The 22,986-nt window shown below is 42.1% G+C and carries 14 protein-coding genes; 11 read left to right on the forward strand and 3 right to left on the reverse strand.

Annotation, left to right across the window (positions count from 1 at the left end; genetic code table 11):
* The first annotated feature begins 12 nt into the window (after positions 1-12).
* The 5 genes from GDZ68_RS03415 (at position 13) to GDZ68_RS03435 (ending at position 10,110) form a co-directional block, all read left to right on the forward strand.
* Complete coding sequence (locus GDZ68_RS03415; RefSeq protein WP_153720880.1) at positions 13-1,194, forward strand: S41 family peptidase; 1,182 nt, start codon at positions 13-15, stop codon at positions 1,192-1,194.
* Positions 1,195-1,271: 77 nt separating this feature from the next.
* Positions 1,272-2,564, forward strand: coding sequence for a nucleotide sugar dehydrogenase (locus GDZ68_RS03420; protein ID WP_153720881.1), 1,293 nt, complete (start codon positions 1,272-1,274; stop codon positions 2,562-2,564).
* Complete coding sequence (locus GDZ68_RS03425) at positions 2,561-3,271, forward strand: WecB/TagA/CpsF family glycosyltransferase (protein ID WP_153720882.1); 711 nt, start codon at positions 2,561-2,563, stop codon at positions 3,269-3,271. Before GDZ68_RS03420 ends, GDZ68_RS03425 begins: the two co-directional genes overlap by 4 nt.
* Before the next feature lie 466 nt (positions 3,272-3,737).
* On the forward strand, positions 3,738-6,971 hold the full coding sequence (locus tag GDZ68_RS03430) for an S-layer homology domain-containing protein (RefSeq protein WP_153720883.1): 3,234 nt from the start codon (positions 3,738-3,740) through the stop codon (positions 6,969-6,971).
* 79 nt (positions 6,972-7,050) lie between these two features.
* The gene (locus GDZ68_RS03435; protein WP_153720884.1) at positions 7,051-10,110 is read left to right on the forward strand and encodes an immunoglobulin-like domain-containing protein; all 3,060 of its coding nucleotides are present in this window, start codon (positions 7,051-7,053) and stop codon (positions 10,108-10,110) included.
* Positions 10,111-11,802: 1,692 nt separating this feature from the next.
* Here the strand turns inward: GDZ68_RS03435 and GDZ68_RS03440 are convergent.
* Complete coding sequence (locus GDZ68_RS03440) at positions 11,803-12,801, reverse strand: integrase core domain-containing protein (protein WP_228550989.1); 999 nt, start codon at positions 12,799-12,801, stop codon at positions 11,803-11,805.
* A 235-nt stretch (positions 12,802-13,036) separates the two neighbouring features.
* Between GDZ68_RS03440 and GDZ68_RS03445 the strand changes: the two genes are divergently transcribed.
* Positions 13,037-13,381 carry a hypothetical protein gene (locus tag GDZ68_RS03445; RefSeq protein ID WP_153720886.1) on the forward strand — a complete coding sequence of 115 codons (345 nt, stop codon included), beginning with the start codon at positions 13,037-13,039 and terminating at the stop codon, positions 13,379-13,381.
* Between the two features lie 682 nt (positions 13,382-14,063).
* Here the strand turns inward: GDZ68_RS03445 and GDZ68_RS03450 are convergent.
* Positions 14,064-14,948 (reverse strand): hypothetical protein, encoded by an 885-nt coding sequence (locus GDZ68_RS03450; protein ID WP_153720887.1) that lies wholly within the window; start codon positions 14,946-14,948, stop codon positions 14,064-14,066.
* A gap of 487 nt (positions 14,949-15,435) precedes the next feature.
* Here GDZ68_RS03450 and GDZ68_RS03455 point away from each other — a divergent pair, with 487 nt between their 5' ends.
* Entirely contained in the window at positions 15,436-15,873 is a 438-nt protein-coding gene (locus GDZ68_RS03455) for a recombinase family protein (RefSeq protein WP_194841041.1), read from the forward strand.
* Positions 15,874-16,405: 532 nt separating this feature from the next.
* Here GDZ68_RS03455 and GDZ68_RS03465 read toward each other — a convergent pair.
* Positions 16,406-17,254 carry a helix-turn-helix transcriptional regulator gene (locus tag GDZ68_RS03465; RefSeq protein ID WP_153720890.1) on the reverse strand — a complete coding sequence of 283 codons (849 nt, stop codon included), beginning with the start codon at positions 17,252-17,254 and terminating at the stop codon, positions 16,406-16,408.
* Between the two features lie 698 nt (positions 17,255-17,952).
* On the opposite strand from GDZ68_RS03465, the gene GDZ68_RS03470 reads away from it, so the two are divergent.
* The 4 genes from GDZ68_RS03470 (at position 17,953) to GDZ68_RS03485 (ending at position 22,738) form a co-directional block, all read left to right on the forward strand.
* A complete protein-coding gene (locus tag GDZ68_RS03470) occupies positions 17,953-18,843 on the forward strand; it encodes a tyrosine-type recombinase/integrase (RefSeq protein WP_153720891.1) in 891 nt (296 codons plus the stop codon).
* 5 nt (positions 18,844-18,848) lie between these two features.
* The gene (locus GDZ68_RS03475; RefSeq protein ID WP_153720892.1) at positions 18,849-19,682 is read left to right on the forward strand and encodes a tyrosine-type recombinase/integrase; all 834 of its coding nucleotides are present in this window, start codon (positions 18,849-18,851) and stop codon (positions 19,680-19,682) included.
* Positions 19,683-19,770: 88 nt separating this feature from the next.
* Complete coding sequence (locus tag GDZ68_RS03480; RefSeq protein ID WP_194841042.1) at positions 19,771-21,891, forward strand: tyrosine-type recombinase/integrase; 2,121 nt, start codon at positions 19,771-19,773, stop codon at positions 21,889-21,891.
* A 13-nt stretch (positions 21,892-21,904) separates the two neighbouring features.
* Positions 21,905-22,738: a tyrosine-type recombinase/integrase gene (locus GDZ68_RS03485; RefSeq protein ID WP_153720894.1), complete on the forward strand. Its 834-nt coding sequence runs from the start codon at positions 21,905-21,907 to the stop codon at positions 22,736-22,738.
* Positions 22,739-22,986 lie beyond the last annotated feature (248 nt).

The raw sequence follows: 22,986 nt of genomic DNA on the forward strand, positions 1-22,986 counted from the left end.
GGAGGAAACGCAATGAAACAGACAGCTTTCGCGGCAGCGGCCATCATCGCCTGGCTCTGCCTTGCACCCACTTCGCATGCAGCTACGCTTGACGAAGTGAAAGAGATTGTCGAACTGTATTATTACGGTGAAAAGCCAGCGAATATCAGTAAAGCTAAAACGGTTAATGAAATTATTGCTCAACTGGATGAATACTCGATCTATATGACGCCTACAGAGTATAAGGAGTACTTGAACCAATATGCGAGTGCGGGACCGTCTACTCAAGTGGCTTCCGTTAATGCGCCGATTATGAATAAAACCAATGTGCAGTCACATATGATGTACGGAAATATCGGTTATTTGAAAATTAAGACTTTTTCAGCGCATCTATTGGAAGACGTCAATACGCACTGGGCACGCCTGAAAAGTCAAGGCGCGGAGAAACTGATTCTTGATTTGCGCTATAACGGCGGTGGATATGTCGAGAGTGCAGAGCAGTTATTAGGTTTCTTCCCGAAAGTGAAGGATGCGTATAAATTGAAAACGCGTATGGGGGTTGAGTCAGCAAAAGCGATTCCAGCAAAGAATAAATTCCCGGCTGACACATACGTCCTCGTCAATCGATTCTCTGCTTCCGCGTCTGAGATCGTCGCGGTCAGTGTAAAAGATCAGGAAGCGGCGGTTGTCGTAGGGGAAGGTACGAAAGGCAAAGGGAGTGTGCAGTCGTTATTTGAACTGGAGAACGGCGGTGCATTGAAGCTGACAACTGGACATTACACCGGACCAAAAGGAACGCCGGTACAGCATAAAGGAGTGCAGCCGACAATCAAAATGGCACCCGGCACAGAGATGACAGGCATTCATAAACGTCTGATTACCGCAAAACTTGCTGAAAAGAAGTACAAGGCGGTTGCAGGGCCGACTGACGTTCCAAGACAGAAAGTATTCAATGTGCAGTTTACGCAGCCGATGAACTTCGGATCCGAGAAGAGTTTCGATAAGATGGAACTTATCAAATTCGGAAGCGTCTCTATACCTACAACGAAAAAAATCACGAATACTAAAACGATGTCCATCCAGCCGGCGAAGCCAATGCAGCTGGGTGCGGAATATATGCTCATCGTACACCCCGGCGTCAAAAGCACGGGTGGGCGATCCGTTAAACAAGGAACGTACACACCATTTACCGTACAAAAAACACAAACTAAATAAGTATAGTCGCCCGGTAGGTAACTTGGTATACTATATGGATGTCATCATATAAACGGAAAGCGAAGGTAGAAAAACTTATGCAAAAGAAACTATGCGTAGTGGGACTCGGGTATATCGGTCTGCCGACAGCAGTCATGTTCGCGAACAGCGGCCTGCAAGTGCACGGCGTCGATAAAAATGAACGGGCCATCCAGCTCATCAATAATAAACAGCTTCATATAGAAGAAAACGGTTTGCAGCAGCGTCTTGAGCAGGCGGTGGACGAAGGGCATTTCACAGCTTCCACCACACCTGTTGAAGCAGATGTCTTCATTATAGCAGTGCCGTCACCGATCAATCCGGACAACACAGCGAACCTGGAATTCATTCGTCAGGCAACGGCTTCGATTGTGCCATTCGTTAAGAAAGGCAATCTCGTCATTCTGGAATCTACCGTTCCGCCGAAGACAGTAGAGAACGTCATGCTGCCGGAACTGCGTAAAACAGATTTGATCATGGGAGAAGAACTATTCGTCTCTCATTCACCGGAACGAGTCATACCCGGCAAAATCTTTGAAGAACTGGTCAACAACGACCGGATCGTCGGCGGTATCAATCCAAAGTCAGCTGAAATGACGAAGGAATTGTATCAGGCATTCGTGCAGGGGACGATTCATTTAACGGATGCGACAACAGCAGAACTCGTTAAGGTAATGGAAAACACATACCGCGACGTGAACATTGCATTTGCCAATGAACTCGCGAAAATCGCGGAAGGTATTGATGTGGATATATGGGAGGCCATTCGATTCGCGAACTTCCACCCGCGGGTGAATATTCATACACCAGGGCCTGGCGTAGGCGGTCACTGTATCGCAGTGGATCCATGGTTCCTTGTTGAACTGGCACCGGATAAAGCGGACATCATCAAAAAAGCCCGACTGACAAATGACGGCATGCCGATGTACACGGCACAACGGGCGAAGAAGCTGTTATCACAGTATGGTGTGGAAAACGGCAAAGTGGCGGTTCTTGGATTAGCGTTCAAAGGCAACGTCGACGATATGCGCGAAAGCCCGGCAACGAAAGTGATCGAGTCACTGCAGGAACTGGGAGTAGAAGTTACTTCATTCGATCCGCATATCAAGGAGCTGCAGCATCCGACGCAGATGGCAACGCTTGAAGAAGCCATCGGAAATGCTGACTTGCTTCTATTAACTACCGACCATGACGAATTCAAGCAGCTTGATCCAGCGAGCTTGAAGACGAAGCAGCCGAGACCGATCATGCTCGATACGAAAAACGCTTTGAATCCTGATAAATGGGAACGGGCGGAATACCGGTACTTTAAACTCGGGGACGGCAAAAAAGAAGGACAGCTTAATCAATGAAAGAAGAAATACTAGGCGTTGCTGTTAACACAGAAAATTATGATGAACTGATTCCGAAAGTCTTCGCGAATATCGAAGAAGGTAAGAAATCACTGGTCGTCGCAATCAATCCAGAAAAGCTGATGAAAGCGAAAGAAGATCCCGAATTGAAAGCACTGCTGAACAGAGCGGAATTTCAAATTCCCGATGGTATCGGCGTCATTCTGGCTTCAAAGCTAAAAAAAGGACAGATTGCTTCGCGGGTAACGGGAATCGACATGATGGACCGTATTGTACAGGAAGCAGCTGCTAGAGGAAAACGAATTTTCCTCTACGGCGCGAAACCGAGAGTGGCGGATGCGGCGGCAGCCAGATTGCAGGAATTGCATCCTAACATTCAGATTGCAGGCGTCCAGCACGGATATGAAAAAGATACGCAGGTTGTACTTGATGCTATTAATGAAGCGAGACCTGATATTTTGTTTGTCGCGATGGGTTCACCGAAGCAAGAGCAGTGGATCGAGCAGTATCGAAATCAGTTGCATCCGATACTTTATCAGGGAGTCGGCGGATCGTTTGATGTACTGGCAGGCAATATCAAACGGGCGCCCGTTGCTTTTCAGAAAGCCGGGGCGGAGTGGCTGTACCGATTGATGCTGGAGCCGAGCCGGATCAAGCGGCAGATGAATCTTCCGAAGTTTTTACTGGAAGTGTATAAAAAGAAATGATTTTAACAGCAACTAAGATAACATTTCAATATTAAAACATAAACTATCAATCACATCTTGTAATCTAGTAAATTTAATGATAGAATACGGAAGTGTAAGGATAATTTTCTCTTAGCATATAGCACAATGCCACGCGAAGCGTTACGGTTGGTTGACCGCAAACAAAAAGGCTAGAACAGTTCCCATCTGTTCTAGCCTTTTTGTATGTCTGAATTACCAACCAAGACCAAAATACCCTATTTTAAAAAGATGTTGGCAAATACTTGCATCTTCTAGAAAAATCAGTAGAATAGAAGTTGCGGCAAAAAAGATTTGTCGATGTTTGTTAGCAAACTAGCAAACTTTATAAAATTCAATTGACATCTTGACCGTTCTTATCTATACTTTACTGTGTAATGCCTACTACTTTCATACATAGGTAGTAAATCGGCAAAAACAGAGATACCTAAGAGGAGGAAATTATTCAATGGCTAACCAACCAACGAAATATCGCAAGTTTGTAGTAGGGGCTGCTTCAGCTGCACTAGTAGCATCAGCAGTAGCACCAGTTGCATTCGCGGCAGACTTTTCAGACACAAAAGGCAACACACACGAAACAGCAATCGACGCTCTATCTGATGCAGGTGTTATCACTGGATATCCAGACGGCTCATTCAAACCTAACAAAACATTAACTCGTTCTGACGTAGTTAAATTGATGGGTAAATGGTTGAAGACTGAAGGATATAAAGTTCCAACTGACTACAAAACAAAGCCACGCTTTGCAGATCTTAAGTCATCTTCAAATGACGAGTTGCTACAAATGGCTGCTCTAGTATTCGACAACGGTGTATTCAACGGTACTCCAGACGGTAAACTAGATCCAAACGGCGACATCACTCGTGAAAACATGGCAATCGTTCTTGTTCGCGCATTCGACCGCGTACATGATATCGATCTTGCTTCATATGTTGCAGCACAAGACTTCAAAAAAGACGTTACTGACCTAGGTAAAGCAAAAGCAGAAGCACGTCCAGCAATCGACGTATTAGACTTCTTCGACATCACAAACCCAGCTGCACCTCAGTTCAACCCTAAAGAGACTACAACTCGCGGACACTTTGCAACTTTCTTGCACAAGACTTTGAACGCAGACTTCTCTGATGTAGGTACTGGAACAGTAGCTCCTGGAGTTGCTTCAGTAAAAGCAATCAACGCTACTACTGTTGAAGTAGCTATGAAAGATAAAGTTGACAACATCAACTCTTTGAACTTCAAAATCGACGGTTTAACTGTATCTAACGCTGCAGTAAAACAAACTGACGACAAAACAGTTGTATTGACAACTGCAGTTCAAAAAGGTGGAGAAAAGTACACAGTTACATTGAATGAAAAAGCAATCGGTTCATTCACTGGTGTATCTGCAGTAGTTCCTTCAACTATCAAAATCACTAACCAATCTGTACAAGGAAAAACTGGTCAACAGGCTATCCTTTCAGCTGACGTTGGTGTAAAACAAGCTGGTATCCCTGTAACTTTCAACGTGAAAGCTAACACAACTGGCACAACTAACAAAGATCAAATCTTTGAAGCTGTAACAAACGCTGATGGTATCGCTACTTTCTCTTACACTCAATACTCGGCAGGAACTGACCAAGTAACTGCTTACCCTACAGGCGCACCATCTGTGCGTGACCTAGGATTTGTATTCTGGGGTGTAGACACTATTCTTAACATTGAAGAAGTAACAACTGGAAACACTGTAAATAACGGTGCAAACAAGACTTATAAAGTAACTTACAAAAACGCTACAACTGGTAAGCCAGAAGCAAACAGAACATTCAACGTTTCTCTAGCAGAAAACTTGAATGTAACACCTGACAAGCTTTCAAACGCTACAGTTAATGGTGTGAAAGTTTCTCAACTTGTTAATGATAAAACACCTACAACTGCTACAATCACTACTGATTCAAAAGGTGAAGCAACGTTCACAGTTTCAGGAACAAACTCAAAAGCTACTCCAGTAGTATTTGGTTTAAACACTGACAATAACAAGACTGCATCTACTTATGAAGCTAGCCTATTACAAGCAAAAGCATCTACAGTAACTTTTGCAGCACAACAAGCTGAGTATGCTATTGAGTTAACTCGTGACGGTGGAGAAGTTTCTGCTAAGGGTGTAAGCAACGGTCGTAAGTACAATGTAGTTGTTAAAAACAAAGAAGGTAACGTAGCGAAAAACGAAGTAGTTAACGTTGCATTCAACGAAGATTTGGACCGTGTAATCTCTACTAACACACAAGCTCAATTCATCAAAGTAGATAACAATGATAATCAATACTATGCAGGTAAACAAATCTCTGTTAAAACAGATAACAATGGTAAAGCTTCATTCATCATTGGTAGTGACGTTGAAAACGATTATGCTACACCAATCGCTTGGATTGACGTAAACACTCCTAATGCTGTTGAAGGTAAACTTGATGAAGGAGAGCCATTCACAGTTGGTTCGATCTCTTACTTCAAAGAAGCATACCTTGATGGTGCAGCGTTGAAAGTATTTAATAATGCTGGAAAAGAAACTGGAGAGTTCCTAGGTCAAGGACCTGCAGTATTCAAAGCAGCTCTTGTTAACCAAAGTGGAAAAGCTGTACCAAATACTTCTATCAAGAATGTATCGTACACAATCTTTAACACAGGTGCTAGCGATGTGAAAGTAGGAGAACAAATCATTTCTCCTAACCGTAGCTATACAGTTACTTACACTTCACCTAATACAGATTTAGTAGTAACTGCGGCACAGGACAAGAATGCAGCAGTACGTGTAGTTGCAACAGGAACTGCAATCGATACTGATCGTAAGGACTATGCATTCACTGCGAAAGAAGCAACAGCTACTTTCACAGGTACTAAAGAAGTTGGAGCAATCCACACAGATGAAGTTGTATCTTACAACTCTGATAAGAAAGAGCTTAACTTCATCGGTAAAGACCCAGTTAAATATGCTGGCGAAACTGGTGTAACATATGCTTACCGTGGTCTTGGTAACACACCAATCGCAACTGCTGATGATTTCATCAAAGAGTTGAAAAAAGGTAAAGTTACTGTAACTCGCGAAGTGAAAGATGGCACTACTACTTTCTATATCGTTGAACAAGACACTTCAAAAGCTGGTCCACAAGACCTTTACACTGGTGCAGCACTAGAAGCTAAGAACGTTGAAAAGACTTTAGTTGTTGGTGGCCAAACATTAACTCTAACTGCTAGCGAATTAGTAACAAACAACACTACAAATACTGCAACTATCGGTGTGACAGCTACTAGTTCTGATGCAACTGTTGCTACTGCAACGGTTACTAATAACGAACTTAAAATCACTCCAGTCGCTGTTGGTACTGCAAACGTAACTGTTAATGTATATGCAGGAGACAAGAGTGTACAGGCAACTGTAAAAGTTACAGTTAGAGGAGCAGGTGAAGGCGTGTCTCTAGGAGATTTCACAACATCTATCGATAATAATGGTCTTGGTGAAAAAGTGGTTGGGTTTAACGTGAATGACCTACCAGAAGCTAACCGTGGTCAGTCTTACTCAACAGTAATCGACGGAGTTACTTATAACTTCAGAGTGAACTCTTTCAACGCTAATCTTTATAACATTACTGTCCCTGGAACAATTGCAGATTCAGTAATTAAAGCAGCAGTACTAACAACAGTTAAGTAATTCGAATATAGAATAGAAAACAGGGCAGCACTAGCGCTCGCCCTGTTTTTAAAATACACATATGAGGTGACAGAAAAAAATGAAAAAACCATTCAAAGTAATGAGTTCAGCGGCATTGGTTGCAGCTTTAGCTTCTACAGCTATCATTCCAACAATTTCTGCAGAAGCAGCTACTAATAACTCAGTATCTGATGTTATTGTATCTAAAGATGGCTCTTATTATAAAGTTACTAAGCAACAATTTGACGATCTTGCACAATTGAACAAGCAAAATGTCTTAACGAAATCTTATGTGACTTTAGATGGTAAGAATTATTCTTACCAAGCTTATAACGATGCATTACAAGCAAATGCTGGTAATACGTCTAACGCACACGATCAATTAATTGCTCAAGGTACTCCACAAAATGTAACTACTACTCCTGCTGAATTCGATGGCAATGGTAACCTAGTTACTACTCCGGTTGCTGGAGATTTAAAAGTTGAATCGGTAAGTGCGATTAACGCTCAAGAACTTCAATTAACATTTAACAAAGACATCGATTCTACAACTGCACAAACTAAAGGCAATTATGAAATCTCTGTGAATGGAGATAAGATTGCTGGTGGCACAGCTATTCAGGATATTAAAGCTTCTGGTAAGACAGTGACTCTTCGTCTAAAAGACATTGATTCCACTACTGGTGGAGATCAAAACGCACTTCGAGAAGGCGATAAAATTGTAGTTCAAACTAATGACGCAATTAAAGCTAAAGATGGTTCTTCTCTTGAACGCTATGCATCAGCACAAATGGTTTACAATATTACAGCAGCTCCTAAATTGGTAACTACTACTGTAAATGGTGCTGGATCTCAATTAACTCTAACATTTGATCGACCTGTAGCAACTACTGGAACTTCATTATTCAAACTTGATGAAGTTGCTTTGAGTGCTGCCAATTTCTCACCTGTAGCAGCTAATACTGCAGGAAACTATTCTTACACAGTTGATTTAGCAGCAGGACAAGAGCAGGACATTGCTAAAGCAGAAGGTAAGCATGATCTTGTGATTTTTGATATTGCTGATACTGCAGCTGCAAATCCTGTAGTAGCAAGTGTGATCAATGGTGCATTCACAGTTTCTAAAAACGCTGAAGCTCCATATGTTAAGAGTATCACGCCTGTTAATTCAAATAAATTCTTTGTTGAATTGAGTAGAGCGGCTACTTTAACAAATCTTGATTCGTTGGTCGTTAAAAAAGGTAACCACACATTTACAACTGCAAGTGTTACTGGCAGTACTCCATCATTAACTTCTGAAGTTTACGCTGAATATGCTGTAGTAGACGGAAAATCTGGTTACTATGTTGTTGTGACTAAAGATTCAGCAGCAGGTGACTTGAACCCATTATATGCGGATGGAGAAAATAGCACTACATTAAGTGTTACTTTTGAAAACTATACAGAAGCAGGAAGCTCTCTTCTAGGTAAGAAGTACACTGGATCTGTAACTCTCAACAAAGATAATGTGAAACCTGTTATTGAGAAAACAGCAATCAACGGCAATAACCTTGAGGTAACGTTTAAAGAGGAATTAAAAGCTTCTCCAAACGCTGCTGATGTTGTAGTGCGTGATAAAGATGGCGTGGTAATTACCTCTACTCCTAGCTTGATTAACAGTGGCAAAACTGTACAGTTGGCATTGGCTAGCACTACAGATGAACCTTACACTGTGGAGTTTAAAGCTGATAAAATTGTAAACAAGGAACAGACAGGATCAGTAGCTGCTTACGCAGTTGAAGGTGCAAAGAATGACAAGTTGACAGCTACAGTTAAAGCTGCTTCTAATGCATTTAAATACGTTGCATTTCTTGATGCTGGAACAGCACCGTCTGCCGCTAACAATGTAATTTCAGTTGATTATGGTGTTGATATGGATTCATCTGCTACTCAATTCTCAAACTATACACTTGACGGTAAGGCACTTCCAACTGGTTCAACTGTTGATTTTGTAGGCGATAAGCAAAATGTTGAAATCACCTTACCAGAAGGTACTGTTAAAAATTCCACAGATTACAAGCTTGCCATTTCTACAAATGTAAAAACAAAAGCTGGTGAATTTGTAGTTAAAGATTTACAGACTAAATCTGCTTATGAAAAAGTTGTATCACTAACTGACAACGTTAAACCAACATTGAAATCCGCTAAGTATTCTGTTGCTGACAGCAGCGATGAGACTACTAAGGATATCAAACTAACATTCAGTGAGAAAATGAGCTCTACGTTGACTAATGCTGAAGATAATATTGAAGTTGTTATCAACGGATCTAAACAAACAGTTGCTAGTGTGGCTGATGCTGATGCAGCTAACAAAGGTACAATTGTCATTACTTTGGATAATGCTGTGAATGTTAATCAGACTGCTACAATTACTGTAGTTCCTGATAGCAATGGCGATATTCATATTAAAGATACAGCAACTAATGAAGTTGTTAAAAATAGTTCTATTGTAACTAGTGGTGCAGAAGTGGATCCAGCTAAAGTTATTTCAAATGCTAACACTCAAGCAGTAGCAGCAGACAAAGCTGATGTAAATGCGACAGCAACTGAAGCTCTAACTGCATTGAAAAGCGATGTAACTTTAGTTGCTCCAGCAACTAATGGTTCTTCAATTGTTTGGGCTTCTAACAACTCATCTATTGATAATGCTGGTGTTGTAACACGTCCTGCATATAACCCTGCTTCATTAGCAAATGCTGATGATACAACAGGTACTTTAGAAGCTACTATCTCTAAAGGTGGAGCAATCGATACTAAATCGTTCAATACTACAGTACTTGCTTACACTCCTGCGACGACAGGTACAGGAACTGCTGTATCAGATACAGTAGCAAACTTTACTACTGGTGTAGATTTGGCTACAACAGCTTTAACTATCAATAATGATGCTTCAACAGCTATCACTGGTTTAACTGTTGGTACAAGTGGCTTAACTTGGACAGTAGAATCAGATACTTTAGCAACAGGTACTGCATCAATAACTGGAACTACGTTGACAATTGCTTCTGCAGCTGCAGAAAGTGGAAATGTAGTTTTAAAAGCAACTGATGCAGCTGGGAACACATTTGAAATTACAATTGCCGTAACAGTTACTGCTTAATAAAACTAAACGAAACGTTACTATATAAACTAGTTTACTAGTGAAAATAGTGGAACTTGACCTCATGAATTATACTTTAACTAGTACATATTCATGGGGTCTTTTTCTAACTATCGTGCTTGATTCGTCGGGGAAGTTCTGACGCGTGATAAACAGTTCCTTACAGCTCACGAGCCTAATCCTCCTGCATCCAGTGAGAGCCTATCTGCTCGAAGGGGTGAAGTCAGGTGAAGTCGTACCCAGTGGTTCTGGGGCGGGGTTCTTTAAAAGGTGACTATGGCTAGGACGACGAATCCATGTAGGCAGGGTGGTGCGATCAGGTGTGCGAAATGGCTAGGAGTTCATACCTGATTCTCTGTTCCAAAATGAGCAGTTGGTGATTCGACTAATTTGAACTGTTAAACGAATCATGCCCACACCTGAATAGTGGAAGCCTACGGTCATCAAAACAAGGGAGCAGCACGATGGAACGTTTGAAGTCTTGTCGGAAGAGGTTGGATAGAACCAGTGAAGCCGAGAAGATGGCAGCGGGTTTGTAGTAGTGTCGATCGCTAGCCGTTTGGACTTGTCTGGTAACAGACGAGGAGGAGAAAACTAGCAGGAGCGAAGGAACCCAGTCTGTGGTGGGTCTTACAAAACTTATTTCCCCAAAATAAGTGTATTACGGTTAGATAGCTAGTCCGGATAATCATCTGTGACTGGCTATTTTTCTCTAAATTTAGGTAGACTGAAAAGTTAAATAATCGATATTATAAAACTATTAGTATTCCTCGGTTTTCAAAACTATAAACTCTTCATATAATAGAATTAGGGGAAATAAGCTTTTAAGAATCTATCGCTGACGGATCGCCGTGTGCGATGAAAGTCGCCTGTCGCCTTAAAAAAGTCCATCCGGACAGAAATCGTTATGATTTCTCCGGATGGCTTTTTCTATTCAGCTGGATTTCAGGATTTTCATCATGGAATTTATGGGAAAGAGAGGTTGAAATATAGGGTAAGTGAAAGTTGGGCATGCCAAAAAAAGCCTTTTCATAAGGCTTTTTAAAAATATTCAATTGATCCAGTTAAGCTGCTTTCATGTATGTATGGTAGAGACCATTTAATACCGGGTTGGCTTCCAATACGGTTTCCTCTGCCGAAGTCGGAAGGTAAACTGGTGAAGGGATTGGTGTCTTGCCGTTGATTCCCTGATGCGTCCGGTGTCGCCTTCAAAAAGTCCATCCGGACAGAAATCGCTATGATTTCACCGGATGGCTTTTTCTATTTAGCTGGATTCTCATGAATTTACCTATGCATTTTGGGAGAAAAAAGAGTCGGAAAATATGGGAAGAAAAATCTAAACATGCCAAATAAGCCTTTTTACAAGGCTTTTTAAAAATATTCAACTGGGTTGGTTAAGCCGCTTTCTTGTATGTATGGTAGAGACCGTTTAACACCGGGGTAGCTTCCAATACGGTATCTTCTGCCGAAGTCGGAAGGTAAACCGGTGAAGGGATTGGTGTCGCCTTCAAAAAGTCCATCCGGACAGAAATCACTATGATTTCACCGGATGGCTTTTTCTATTCAGCCAGATTTTTGGATTTTCAACATGCAATTCAAAGGGGAGGGAGGTTGGAAAATAGGGGAAGAAAAATTTGGACATGCCAAATAAGCCTTTTCACAAGGCTTTTAAAAAATATTCAACTGAACTGGTTAAGCCGCTTTCTTGTATGTATGGTAGAGACCATTTAACACTGGGGTGGCTTCCAATACGGTATCTTCTACCGAAGTCGGAAGGTAAACCGGTGAAGGGATTGGTGTTTTGCCGTTGATCCCCTGATGCGTCCGGTGCGTGTTGTAATAACCCTTCATGTATTCCGTAAGAAGGCCGCATAGATGCCGCTCATTCAGTGGGATTACATGGTCTACCAACTCTCTTTTAATTGTACCGATAACCCTTTCAGCGTATCCGTTTTGCCAAGGTGATCGATAAGCCGTTTTCTTTGCCGTAATGTCTGAGGACTGTAAGAAGGCTTGAAACACTTTGGAACAGAAGATGGGATCATTGTCGTGAATCAGGTATTTAGGGACCTTGCCATAAGGCGTTGCATTCCGGAATTGCTGAATGGTCCATTCCGCTGTTGGATTCGTCGTGACGCCGAAATGAATAATTTCACGAGTTTTATGGTGCAAGATCACCAAGACATGAAGTACGTTAAAAGTCAGTGTGGAAATTGTAAAGAAATCAGTTCCCCATATCTCTTCCTGATGGTTTTGCAAGAATGTCTTCCAGGATTGAATCTGTTTTTCGGAAGGCGGCTTTCGTGTGCTTGGCAGATACTTGGCAATGGTGTTTGGTGCCGGCGGCTGATCAATGCCAAGTATCCTTAGCTTTTCATGAATTTTCTCCGGCGACAAAAGCGGATTTTCCTTATGTACTCGTTTAATTAGCTGGATGGTTCCATTAGAAATCGTTGGTCTACCTAACTTTTTCGATTTTTTCTTCCAATAGAATTTGAAAGCTGTCCGATGCCAGCGAATAACTGTGTCGGGCTTTACCATGACTAATGAGTCTTTCCAGTTTTCCAAGTGCTTAGACAGGAGCACCCACAGTTGCCGGAATGCAGGAGTTGGCCGTGGTGTTGGAATATTTTCTTTTTCAAAACGATGGACATACGATGCGAGTTGGCTCCTCAATGCGATGTTTTCCATACTAGTTGCATGCTTGGATAATATATAATTTCTCAAAGACATCAATAAGTAGCCTATCCACTCTGAACAAAATTTGTATAGTGATCGTAGAAATGACAACATAAAGAATCCCTCCAAAATGTATAGATAGTTTTAGCATCTATTGTAACGAAACAGGTGGTGAAGTTCCACTGGAGCTATAACAATCTGGAGCTCTATGCTATTCTTAAAGTAATACATAGAAGGAGCAGTTGATATGTCAAAACTCATTTCGATTTTCGTCATCTTAACACCTGCCGTTGTCTTTTTCACAGGACATCAGCTGCTAGTATGGCTGGCCATCATTAATGCAGCGTCTTATCTGATCATCGGGCTAACCATCCCGAACCTGATCGCCCGTTCTTCCATGACAAAATTCAAGTTTGAAATTGAGCAGATGGAACAGGATGGAGCAACCGATCAAGAGATTGAAGAGGCATTTGATGAAGAAATAGTAATTACGGATGAAGACCGTATGGCTGTACCTCAGTGGCTGTACTACCTATCCCTGTTCCATGTTATTTCAGCGGTCTTCCTGCTTGTTGTCGGGTGGGTCTCTTAATCAAAATGCCGCATTATCTAAAGACAAATCGTCTAGGAGGAGAGAGGGAATAAAATCCTCGCCTGTGGATACAATCACTACATGTCGAAAGCTCTCCTCTCTTCCTCCTGTAAATTGCAGCCCGGCTCGCGTCATTGATGAGAGCAATTGTCCTTTACTTCTTACAGTTATCGCACTGGTAACGGCTCTCCATTCCCACTCCCATGTCTCGCTTATAATCTGTAAATAATGTACATCCTTCTTAGGCACCGAGCATTTGAGGAGGAAAGGCAGTCTTCATCTTTCTTCATTAAGATTCCCCTTTATTCCGCTCCCTCCTTCTCTCGAACTTCACTACCCTCTCTCCCTGAAAAAGTTAATTTTATAAATGCGATAACATGTACCGGCTCCTCCAAGAGGAATGAAGAAAAAAATGGAGAAGACTTTTTTCATTAAAATTTAATTTGGGGCAATTTGCTTGTGATTATGAAGTTGAAGAGGTATAAGTCGTAATAGACATGGGTATCATTCTTTTAACGGCATTATGTTGTCTGGATGAACAGTTAATTAAAAATGGCAGCGAACTTTCAAGAATAAAAAGGAAGATGCTTGTTAGGCATCTTCCGCTGTCTTCCCGCTGTAGTTAAAAAAGCTCCCAAACCTTAACATCAATGAATAAACCTGAACCTACATCCACTAACTTTTACTCTCTATATACTGTAGGGTCTATGACAATAATCTCTTCTTTCATGTTTGCTCTAGTATTTATTTGGTGATTAATCAGTCGCTTGAGCTGGACACGCTTGGTATGCATTTCATCAATCCATACATCCTGTTTTGTAAGGATGTTATACTGTTCGATAACGGGTGTATCGGGAGAAAACCATATGAAGTGGATCACATCTTCCTCCACACTGGATAAATCTGTATCCTTTTCTGTTATATAAAAAACTTGAGGGTAACCAATCCAATCGCAAATTGTATTATAGACATGATAGATATCAGCTGGTTGGAAGACTAACTTCATCATCCGATTACTGTACTCAATATAGAAATAGACAGGATCGTCTAGATTTGCACAGCCTTCAATAGTAACTGGCTCCGGCAATTTAAAACTATCCGCTTCATGTAACTCCTGCCAATAAGATGAAATATTAAATATTTCAGTTTCGAAATCCCAAGGAGAATACTGTTTTAATGAACTTAACCAAATACTTCTGGAAACGTAAGAAAACAGTTTGAGGTAAGTGGTCATGCTTTCATCGTCAAATATTAACAATTCAGCCACTGAACCATATATATCTCCCGGAAGATCCGGCTCACACATATCGAGTTTAGAATGTTCAGCGTAGTAGGAGTTTATTTCTCTATACTTTAAATGTTCGTCTTTGCTAATGCCATGGAATTCGAAAGCATTATCCACATAGCCCTGCAATGTTTTTCTTCCCAGAACCTCTATGTTGTCCCCTAACTTATCCATAAGCATGCTGAATAAAAATTTCTGTAAGTGAGTAGTTTTCCTGGGATTAAACGGAGTGGAGCTTTTTGACCGTCTGGAATAACCGGTATTCTTTTCAATTGGTTTCATGTAAATCCTCCTTATATAATTAACTTCCAATCCTTATCATCATTGCCGTAAAGAATTCCTTTTAATCACCGGGTTCAGAAAAGTAGCAAGTGAAAGATGAACTAGGGAGGAAAGATGTTTAGCATATTGATTAATGTCTGCTCTCTCAGAGTTCTAGTTTTAATAATTGATACTTATTTCGGCTATCTCGATTGCCAGCTCTGCAAAAACGTCTGGTGGCAGGATTGGTAGGTAGTAAGCTAAAACGTAACTGAGGAATTGATTGCCGAAAGTACATATATTTAAGCCTTATCCCATTTGCTATGGGGTAAGGTTTTTTGTCGTTAAACCCTTCATCATTCCATAGAAAAATGCAGGCTTCTTAACGTATCAAACAGCTATTTAACAGGAAGAATGATGGTAAACCATTGAAAGGTAAAAGGAATGAAGGACGTGGCCACCTAGAGTGCATGACTATGTCATCAAAAACCAAGAGGGAGGAGAAAAATTGTTAAATGAGCGAAAGAAAGTTGGAATCAGTTATTGCAGAACCTATCTCCGCACGCGAAAGGAAATTGACCAACAGCAACAGACGATCAATGACTTTGCCAATCAGCAGGGTATTCATATTCACGCACAGTATCAGGTTGTCGGCTACTCGGCGATGAGGGGAATCCGGCCGAGACTAGAGACAACGATACGGAAACTAGAAATGAAGGAGATTAGGATTAGTCATTTATTGATTTATTCATTTGATCGAGTTCTGCGTGACCCCTTCCAGAGCCTTCCCGAAATTCTTGCGATACTGGAGCATGTGGAGATGGTGGTCGTGGCGGAAGAGCAAACAATCTACACAGTAAATGAATTCCGGGCGTTTGTCCTGAGGCTGCCCTCTCCGCCTGCAGTGACTTCTGGCACTATCGAGTACAAAGACGCAATGATGTAACTTTACAATCGAAAATAGAAAAGCTGCCATATCAGATGATTTCAAGTTTATGTACCAATACGTATTGCCATACAATTGGAGAGAGCAGGCAACCACCCAACAATCGGTGGCTGGCTGCTTTTTTGATTGCATGCAATATGCCCATACCTGTTCAATAAATGAGTCAGGATGATACCGTCCACAAACATACTATTGTTTACACGTCGTCGTGCACAACTTGCTTTACTAAATAGCATGTTCCATCATCCCTGTCATCTTGGGATGTTTGAATAAAAAAGGTGAAATCAATGCATACGGTGTTTTGCTTCAATTACGCATCCTTTGTAGCGTAGCAACAAAAGAAAAAACTGAAGGTTTCTAAAACTCGTTGTATAAAACGTGTGAGACAAGGCTATAGTGTAAGTGAGGGTGTTGCCCACAAGTTACGTAATTAAAAAATGACTAACTGAGATATGCAACATCACAACAAAAAAAGATACCTAAATAGAGGTATCTCGATACACCTTATTCTTTTGTTACTGAAGTGTGATGGTCACGAAGCATCTTTTTTACCGTAATGTTGAAGCAACCAGTCCAACTGGCTGTCATAGGTGTTCACAGTCGATAGGTCAACCTGCAGCTTCTTCAGTAACTCAAACTTCTCGTACGGTGACATGATTGGTGAAAACCAATAGTAGTGCATGGTAGGATGCTCTTGTCGGTCGGTAGGTACAATGTCTAGGGTCTCGTAACTTACGTGGTAATGATCCATCCATTGTTCAAACAGTTCACTGTGCGTTTGATGTTCGGTCTGTAAAGTCAGCCTCATCATTTGAGTTGTATACTGGATCTCGAAATAAATGGGTTCATCAAGAGAAAGTGTACCTGCCAAGTCTTCTGTTTGCTCTTGTTCCGAAGGGATGGATGGTTTCGCAGCCAACCACTTACTACGATAGTCCAGAATTCTTTGAGCTAATGCATCGACTGTAAATAATCTTATCCTGTTTGCCAACCATTCACTGCCATGTTGTAGCAGTTCAGTGACCAACTTCTCGCAGGTTTCTTCTTCAACCGACTCCAAGAAATCCATCATCCGTTGTAGATGAGGCTTATGCTGTACAGTTGGAAGTACCGCAGGAAGTGCTGGGTTTGTCTGTAAGCTTTCCGTTTCCTTTGTCTGTATGTTTTCAGTTTTGCCGCCGTCACGTAGGGCGAGTAACTCATCCAAAGGAATATCAAAGTGTTTCGAATACTTTTCGCAGGTTGCATTGGAAGCATTTCGTTCATTCTTTTCCAGAAAGCCTATAAATGCAGTTGAAATGCCGATCTCCTTATTTAATTGTGGTCTAGATAAGTTTTTGCTTTCCCGAAGCTCTCTGAGTTTATTGCCGAATTTGTTCATGTGATAACCCCCATTTGATTTTTTGTTGCTGCTGATTGCAGTCTTGCCACAACAATTGAAATCTATTCTTTAAAAATGCAGAAAAGTAGAATGTTCGAAAGATATCGTGTCTGGATGCGTAATGTAGCAGGGTATTAAGCAGACCGCCACTAGGTTGTTCGGCAAATAAACTGTAAGTGTACATACAAGGAATTTCACTTGATGTGTTGGCAACCAAGAGGGTTATGTTATGTAGCAATAAAAATTTTTGAAGTGTACAACATGGTGGTATAAAGGTTGCTACTGCTGTACATAGTATAAGTAGCCGCCGTTGACTACAGGCAACAGCTTGCAAGGTAGCGGTTGAAGTCAGAGCAAGGTTTGCTGAGGGCCAGATAGCTAAAATGGCAAACAACTGATGAATGGAATATTGAAACCAAACTGCCAGGCTTATTTCAAAATTCGCATATACATATATAGGAACCTTAATTCCCCCACGGAATTAGGGCTTTTCGTGTTGCCAATAAAATGTTTGAACTCGCATATGAATGGACAGGATGATATGCAAGGTCCGTCAACCAGCATTCAAAGGAGGAGGCACGGATTAGATGACGCGACAAAGTGATGGCAAACAGTCGTTGACGGATCGGGTTGAATGGATGGTTTGCTATCCCAAAAGGAATGAGGACGTTTCAGTAAATAAGAAAGGATGGAAGAGTATGACAGCAAAAAAAACCTATTGGATTAGTACCGCCGTTGGGATACCTGAAGCAACCAGAGAGGTATTAAATGAATACCTGCTCAGCCTTAAGGTGGAAAACAGAGCAGAAACAACGGTGGACAAATACCGAAGAGAATTAGAACGGTTCTTACAAGAACATACCGTACTGGATGAACTAACGCCCGAAATCGTCCGCAGTTGGTTGGATGAATTTTCGAAAGGAAAGAAGCCGACTTCCATTGAATTGATGTTCTATGTTCTCTCCTCGTTCTTCCAATTCTGTTTGGAGGAAGAATATATGGAAACGACAGTCATGAAAAAAAGATGGAAACCAAAGATTCCGAAATCATTGCCCAAATATCTAGACGAGTTTGAATTTGCCCGTGTGAAACAGTTTATCGAACGTTTGCCCATTCGCAATCGGGCATTGATTCTGTTCCTGTTTTCCACTGGCGGTCGAGTGACGGAAGTATCAAACTTAAATATTGAGGATGTCGACCTGGAAAACAGGACTGCCATTGTGGTTGGAAAAGGGGAGAAGGTTCGTGACATATACTTTTCTAACGAAGCTTCGCTTGTGTTAAAAGCTTATCTAAATACACGTTCAGCTAAACCGACAGATCCTTTGTTTGAAAACAAATTTGGCGATCGCCTGCAAGCGGGCGGCATAAGAAAAGTGTTACAGAAAGTCAGTCGAAAGATGGGATTGAAACAGTCTTTTCATCCTCACGTCTGTCGTCACACTTATGCAACCAACATGCTGGCGAGAGGAGCAAACATAAGATTGATCGCCAGGTTTCTTGGTCACGAAGATGTGAACACGACACGCATCTATGCCCGTATCCCAACGGAAGAAAAGTTGCTGCAATATCAAATCATGATGGAGTGATGAAGATGAATCAGAAGACCATTAAAGAGTTTTTCGATGATAACTATAATCAATTCTCCAAAGAGACAGTGCGGGCGTATTCCATCGCCCTCACTCAGTTTTTTTCTCACTGTGAAAAACCTCTGAATGAGGTGAAAGCCAAAGATATTCGTGCTTGGATGGCAAGTATGACAGAGGAAGGACTGAAACCACGCAGCATCCAACTAAAATTGGTAGCCGTCAAGTCATTTTACACGTATTGTCTCGAAGAAAATATTGTCAAACAAAGTCCAGCAAAACGAGTGAGGTCTCCACAAAAGGAAGACTCCCTCCCGCGGTATATATCCAGACAGCAATTAGCCTTACTTCGCGAATGGACATTAGACGATGTCCGGGAACGTGCGATTGTCGAAGCGTTGTATACCACGGGGGTTAGAATTAGTGAATTGCTGAACATTCGATTGGAAGATATCAAATGGGAATCACGACAAATATGGATTCGCAAATCAAAAAACGGACACGAACGCTTTGTCAGTTTCACTTCCGCCTGTATGGTACGGATGAAAGCCTATTTGGATACCCGAACCATGGAAAGCGACTATTTGTTTTGTAATCAAAGAGGACAGCCACTCAGTCAATGTTTAGTCCAGCAACGATTTCGGGAGTATTCTACAGCACTCGGTTTTAAAGTCACACCACATACCATGCGACATACCTTTGCCACGGATCTAACGATCAAGGGGATGGAGGATGTCTATCTTCAAGATTACTTGGGACATGCCAATCTGAATAGTACCAGCATCTACACGAGGTTACGGAGTGTCGATCAAAGACGCGAATATGATCGGTATAACTCATAGAAGGGAGAAGAACGTGAAAATGGAGAAATATCGAGAGTTGAACGATGAAATCCTGCATCCCGAAAATGCGGAAATGGTAAAAGCGTTCTTGGTTCATTTTGAAAAGCTAACTAAAAGCCCATATGCCACGCAACGTCATCGGAGTGTTCTCCGTCGTTTTTTCTCGACAAGGCAAACGCAGTTTTTTCATGTAACAAAGGAAGAAATCTTGAACTGGTTAACTGAACAAACCAAGCAAAGGTCAGATAAGACCGTGGAAGAATATCGGAAAACGATGCGGGCATTTTACAACTTTGCCGTGGAAGCCAAAAGAATGGAACAATCACCGCTTTCCAGCCGGCAGAACTATTGGGAAATTCACAATGAAATTAGTAATGTTGAAACGAAAGCGGCGGTCAATCAGTTTTTACTCAGCCAGAAAGAAAATGAAGTCAGTAAAGCAACGATTATTGGTCAACGCAGCACGTTGCGACAATTTTTTTCGCAGGAAGAGAAAATCTTTTCCGCGATCACTACGGTAGAAATCAGAGACTGGCTGGCCGGACAGGAACAAAAACGAACAGCCCGTACGATTGGACTTTATCTAAAAAAACTAAGAGCTTTCTACACTTATTGTGTGCAGGCAAAGTATATGGATCAATCCCCCGTACCAGATAAAAAAACACCTCCCAGCAAAAGAAAGTATGGGGAAGTGGGCATCACCTTGGCTAACCAGGAAAATCTGCAGGTGATCAATCGATTTCTGTCCAGCTTAGAAAAGGCGAATAAAGGACGATCTTCCATAGCAGTGTCCAAGAGATACTTGCAATATTTTTTCAAAGAGAATTCAAAGGTTTTTTCTGATATCCAACCTAAAGAAATAGAAGACTGGATGCACGAGAGCGAGTTCGCAAAAAACAAGTCCATCACGACGGGGGTACGCAATACCCTCCGACACTTCTATGAGTATTGTCTGAAAAGAGGCCATGTGAAAGAGAACCCGGTCAAACCGGAAGAATACTGGGTGCTCACTAACCCGTTGATGGCTCCGGAAAATGTGACGGCTATCAATGCGTATTTACTGCAGTTAAAACAGCGAGACAGGAGTGAAAGAATCATAAAATCCGAGAAATATAAGTTGCAAAGGTTTTTTCTGGATATAGAATTAATTTTCTCGGAAGTGAAAGCGGAGGACGTGGAGGGCTGGCTAATCAGACGGCAAGCGATATGCAAAAAGAATACCCTGAGTGCCTATATCAGCGGGCTCCGAAGTTTCTACCAATTTTGCGTTCAACAGAAGTATATTCATCAATCCCCCGCTCCAGCAGCCGGGAAGAGAAAGGCAGTCGAGAAAGACTATTGGCAAATAAAAGAGCTATTCGTTAATGAAGAAACCCAAAGGACAATAAATGAGTATCTATCCCATTTGAAGTTAGCAAATTTAAGCCCGCTGACGATTCGCAACTACAAGCGATTTCTAGCCAACTTTTTTAAAAACCGAACGGAATGTTATACCGAGTTGACGCCCAATGAAATGTTGGAATGGCTGAAAGAGAGGCAGGAAACTCTTAGCAAATCGACGGTCAACTATCGTCTATCGGTTCTTTCCTCTTTTTATCAATTTTGCGTCGATGAAGGCTATGTGGATCGGATTCCCATTAAAAAAAGATGGTATGCAAGACTGCCAAAACCGCTTCCCAGATACCTGTCCAAAGAAGAAGTGGCAAAAATGCGATCGGCGAGCGAAACGGATACGCCAAGAAACCGGGCGATTTTTGAGCTGCTGGTCAGCACCGGTTGCCGAGTGGACGAGTTGGTTACGTTAGATCGGTCGGATGTGGATATTGAAGAGCGAAGAGCACATGTGACCGGCAAAGGACGAAAGATTCGACCGGTCAACTTTACCGATGGATGTTCCATTGCACTCGAACGCTATTTGGATTCCCGCACGGACAGCGATCCGGCCGCTTTTGTTTCGAAATGGGGGTACAGACTGTCCAGAACGACCATCTACAAAATTATCCGACGGCTAGGCGAGGAAGCAGGCATCCAAGATTCTCTCTATCCACATCGTTTGCGGCATACCTTTGCAACAGACTTACGTACGAAAGGGGCCGACCTCGCCTTTATCGCAAATGAACTGGGCCATAAAAGCCGTTCCACCACCAGAATCTATGCCCGGACACCGAAATGGAAATTGATCAAATCATATCGCATGCATATGGGCTAAGGAGAGGAAGAGAATGGATACCATCGATCACGTGGAACGATTTAAGGTAGAGTACCAATTTCGGCTCGACCCGAGTACCATTCAGCAGTATACGGCATCAGTCAGACAGTTGCTTCACCATGTACAAAAACCCGTGGAGAATGTCACCAAACAGGATATTCGGAACTGGTTCATCAGCTTGGAAGGACAAGGGTACAGGCTATCGACGATTGCCACCAAGCTGAGGGGACTGAGAAAGTTCTTTGCCTATTGCGAAGAAGATGAGATTGTCCCCATTAACCCGACAAAAGGAATCCCTTATCCAAGAACGGAAGAGAAGCTGCCCACGTATCTGACGCCGCCCGAACTTGCGATTTTGCGGGATACCGTAAGAGGAAAGCCATTTGAGGCGGCGATGGTCGAGGTACTGGTGACGACGGGAGTGCGAATTACCGAATTACGGCATTTACAACAATCGGCTATAGATTGGACGGAACGAAGCATACTAGTATTTGGCAAGTACGATAAAGAGCGGGTCGTTTTGTTCACACAAGCTTGCTCCGAGCTGCTACAAGCTTATCTCGACAGCCGGACGGATGAAGTTCCTTATGTATTCATCAATCAAATGCGTACGAGAGAAGTCGGAGAGAAACTCATTTATCATCACTTTGACACCTATTCCGCTGTCTTGGGGAGAAATATCACCCCGCATACCTTGCGGTACACGTACGCGGTGAATATGATTCAGTCCGGCATGGACGAGGAGGAAGCCCAGGAGCTTCTCGGACATGACAGGCCGGAAACTACTGCCTGGTACACCAAGTTGTACAGCCACGACCAAAAGAACAAGTACGATGAATGGACGTGACTACCAGTGGGTAGCCTGTCTATTACACAGGTTGCTACTGCCATTGTCACGCTCCCTTTGAAGAGGCTGCGGGACGTGTGGTGGTAGCTCCCAAGGTATGGCATGTGGCGTGAAAAAGTGCAAAAAGTACGGGCAGGGTCGTTAACATAATCGACATTAACCTGAATTGCTTAAATTTATGAAAGCTCACAAACCATTGATACTAAAGGGTTTGTGAGCCTTTTAATTTAGAGCGAATGGACTGGAAA

Origin of the sequence: Sporosarcina cascadiensis, from assembly GCF_009650995.1 — a bacterium.
GTDB classification, from domain to species: domain Bacteria; phylum Bacillota; class Bacilli; order Bacillales_A; family Planococcaceae; genus Sporosarcina; species Sporosarcina cascadiensis.

Bases quoted from the DNA above. Each gene is read 5' to 3' on its own strand.
- GDZ68_RS03470 (WP_153720891.1), top strand. From the start codon at position 17,953: ATGACAGCAAAAAAAACCTATTGGATTAGTACCGCCGTTGGGATACCT.
- GDZ68_RS03485 (WP_153720894.1), top strand. From the start codon at position 21,905: ATGGATACCATCGATCACGTGGAACGATTTAAGGTAGAGTACCAATTT.
- GDZ68_RS03450 (WP_153720887.1), bottom strand. From the start codon at position 14,948: ATGAAACCAATTGAAAAGAATACCGGTTATTCCAGACGGTCAAAAAGC.
- GDZ68_RS03415 (WP_153720880.1), top strand. From the start codon at position 13: ATGAAACAGACAGCTTTCGCGGCAGCGGCCATCATCGCCTGGCTCTGC.
- GDZ68_RS03475 (WP_153720892.1), top strand. From the start codon at position 18,849: ATGAATCAGAAGACCATTAAAGAGTTTTTCGATGATAACTATAATCAA.
- GDZ68_RS03425 (WP_153720882.1), top strand. From the start codon at position 2,561: ATGAAAGAAGAAATACTAGGCGTTGCTGTTAACACAGAAAATTATGAT.
- GDZ68_RS03435 (WP_153720884.1), top strand. From the start codon at position 7,051: ATGAAAAAACCATTCAAAGTAATGAGTTCAGCGGCATTGGTTGCAGCT.
- GDZ68_RS03420 (WP_153720881.1), top strand. From the start codon at position 1,272: ATGCAAAAGAAACTATGCGTAGTGGGACTCGGGTATATCGGTCTGCCG.
- GDZ68_RS03445 (WP_153720886.1), top strand. From the start codon at position 13,037: ATGTCAAAACTCATTTCGATTTTCGTCATCTTAACACCTGCCGTTGTC.
- GDZ68_RS03440 (WP_228550989.1), bottom strand. From the start codon at position 12,801: ATGGAAAACATCGCATTGAGGAGCCAACTCGCATCGTATGTCCATCGT.
- GDZ68_RS03430 (WP_153720883.1), top strand. From the start codon at position 3,738: ATGGCTAACCAACCAACGAAATATCGCAAGTTTGTAGTAGGGGCTGCT.
- GDZ68_RS03465 (WP_153720890.1), bottom strand. From the start codon at position 17,254: ATGAACAAATTCGGCAATAAACTCAGAGAGCTTCGGGAAAGCAAAAAC.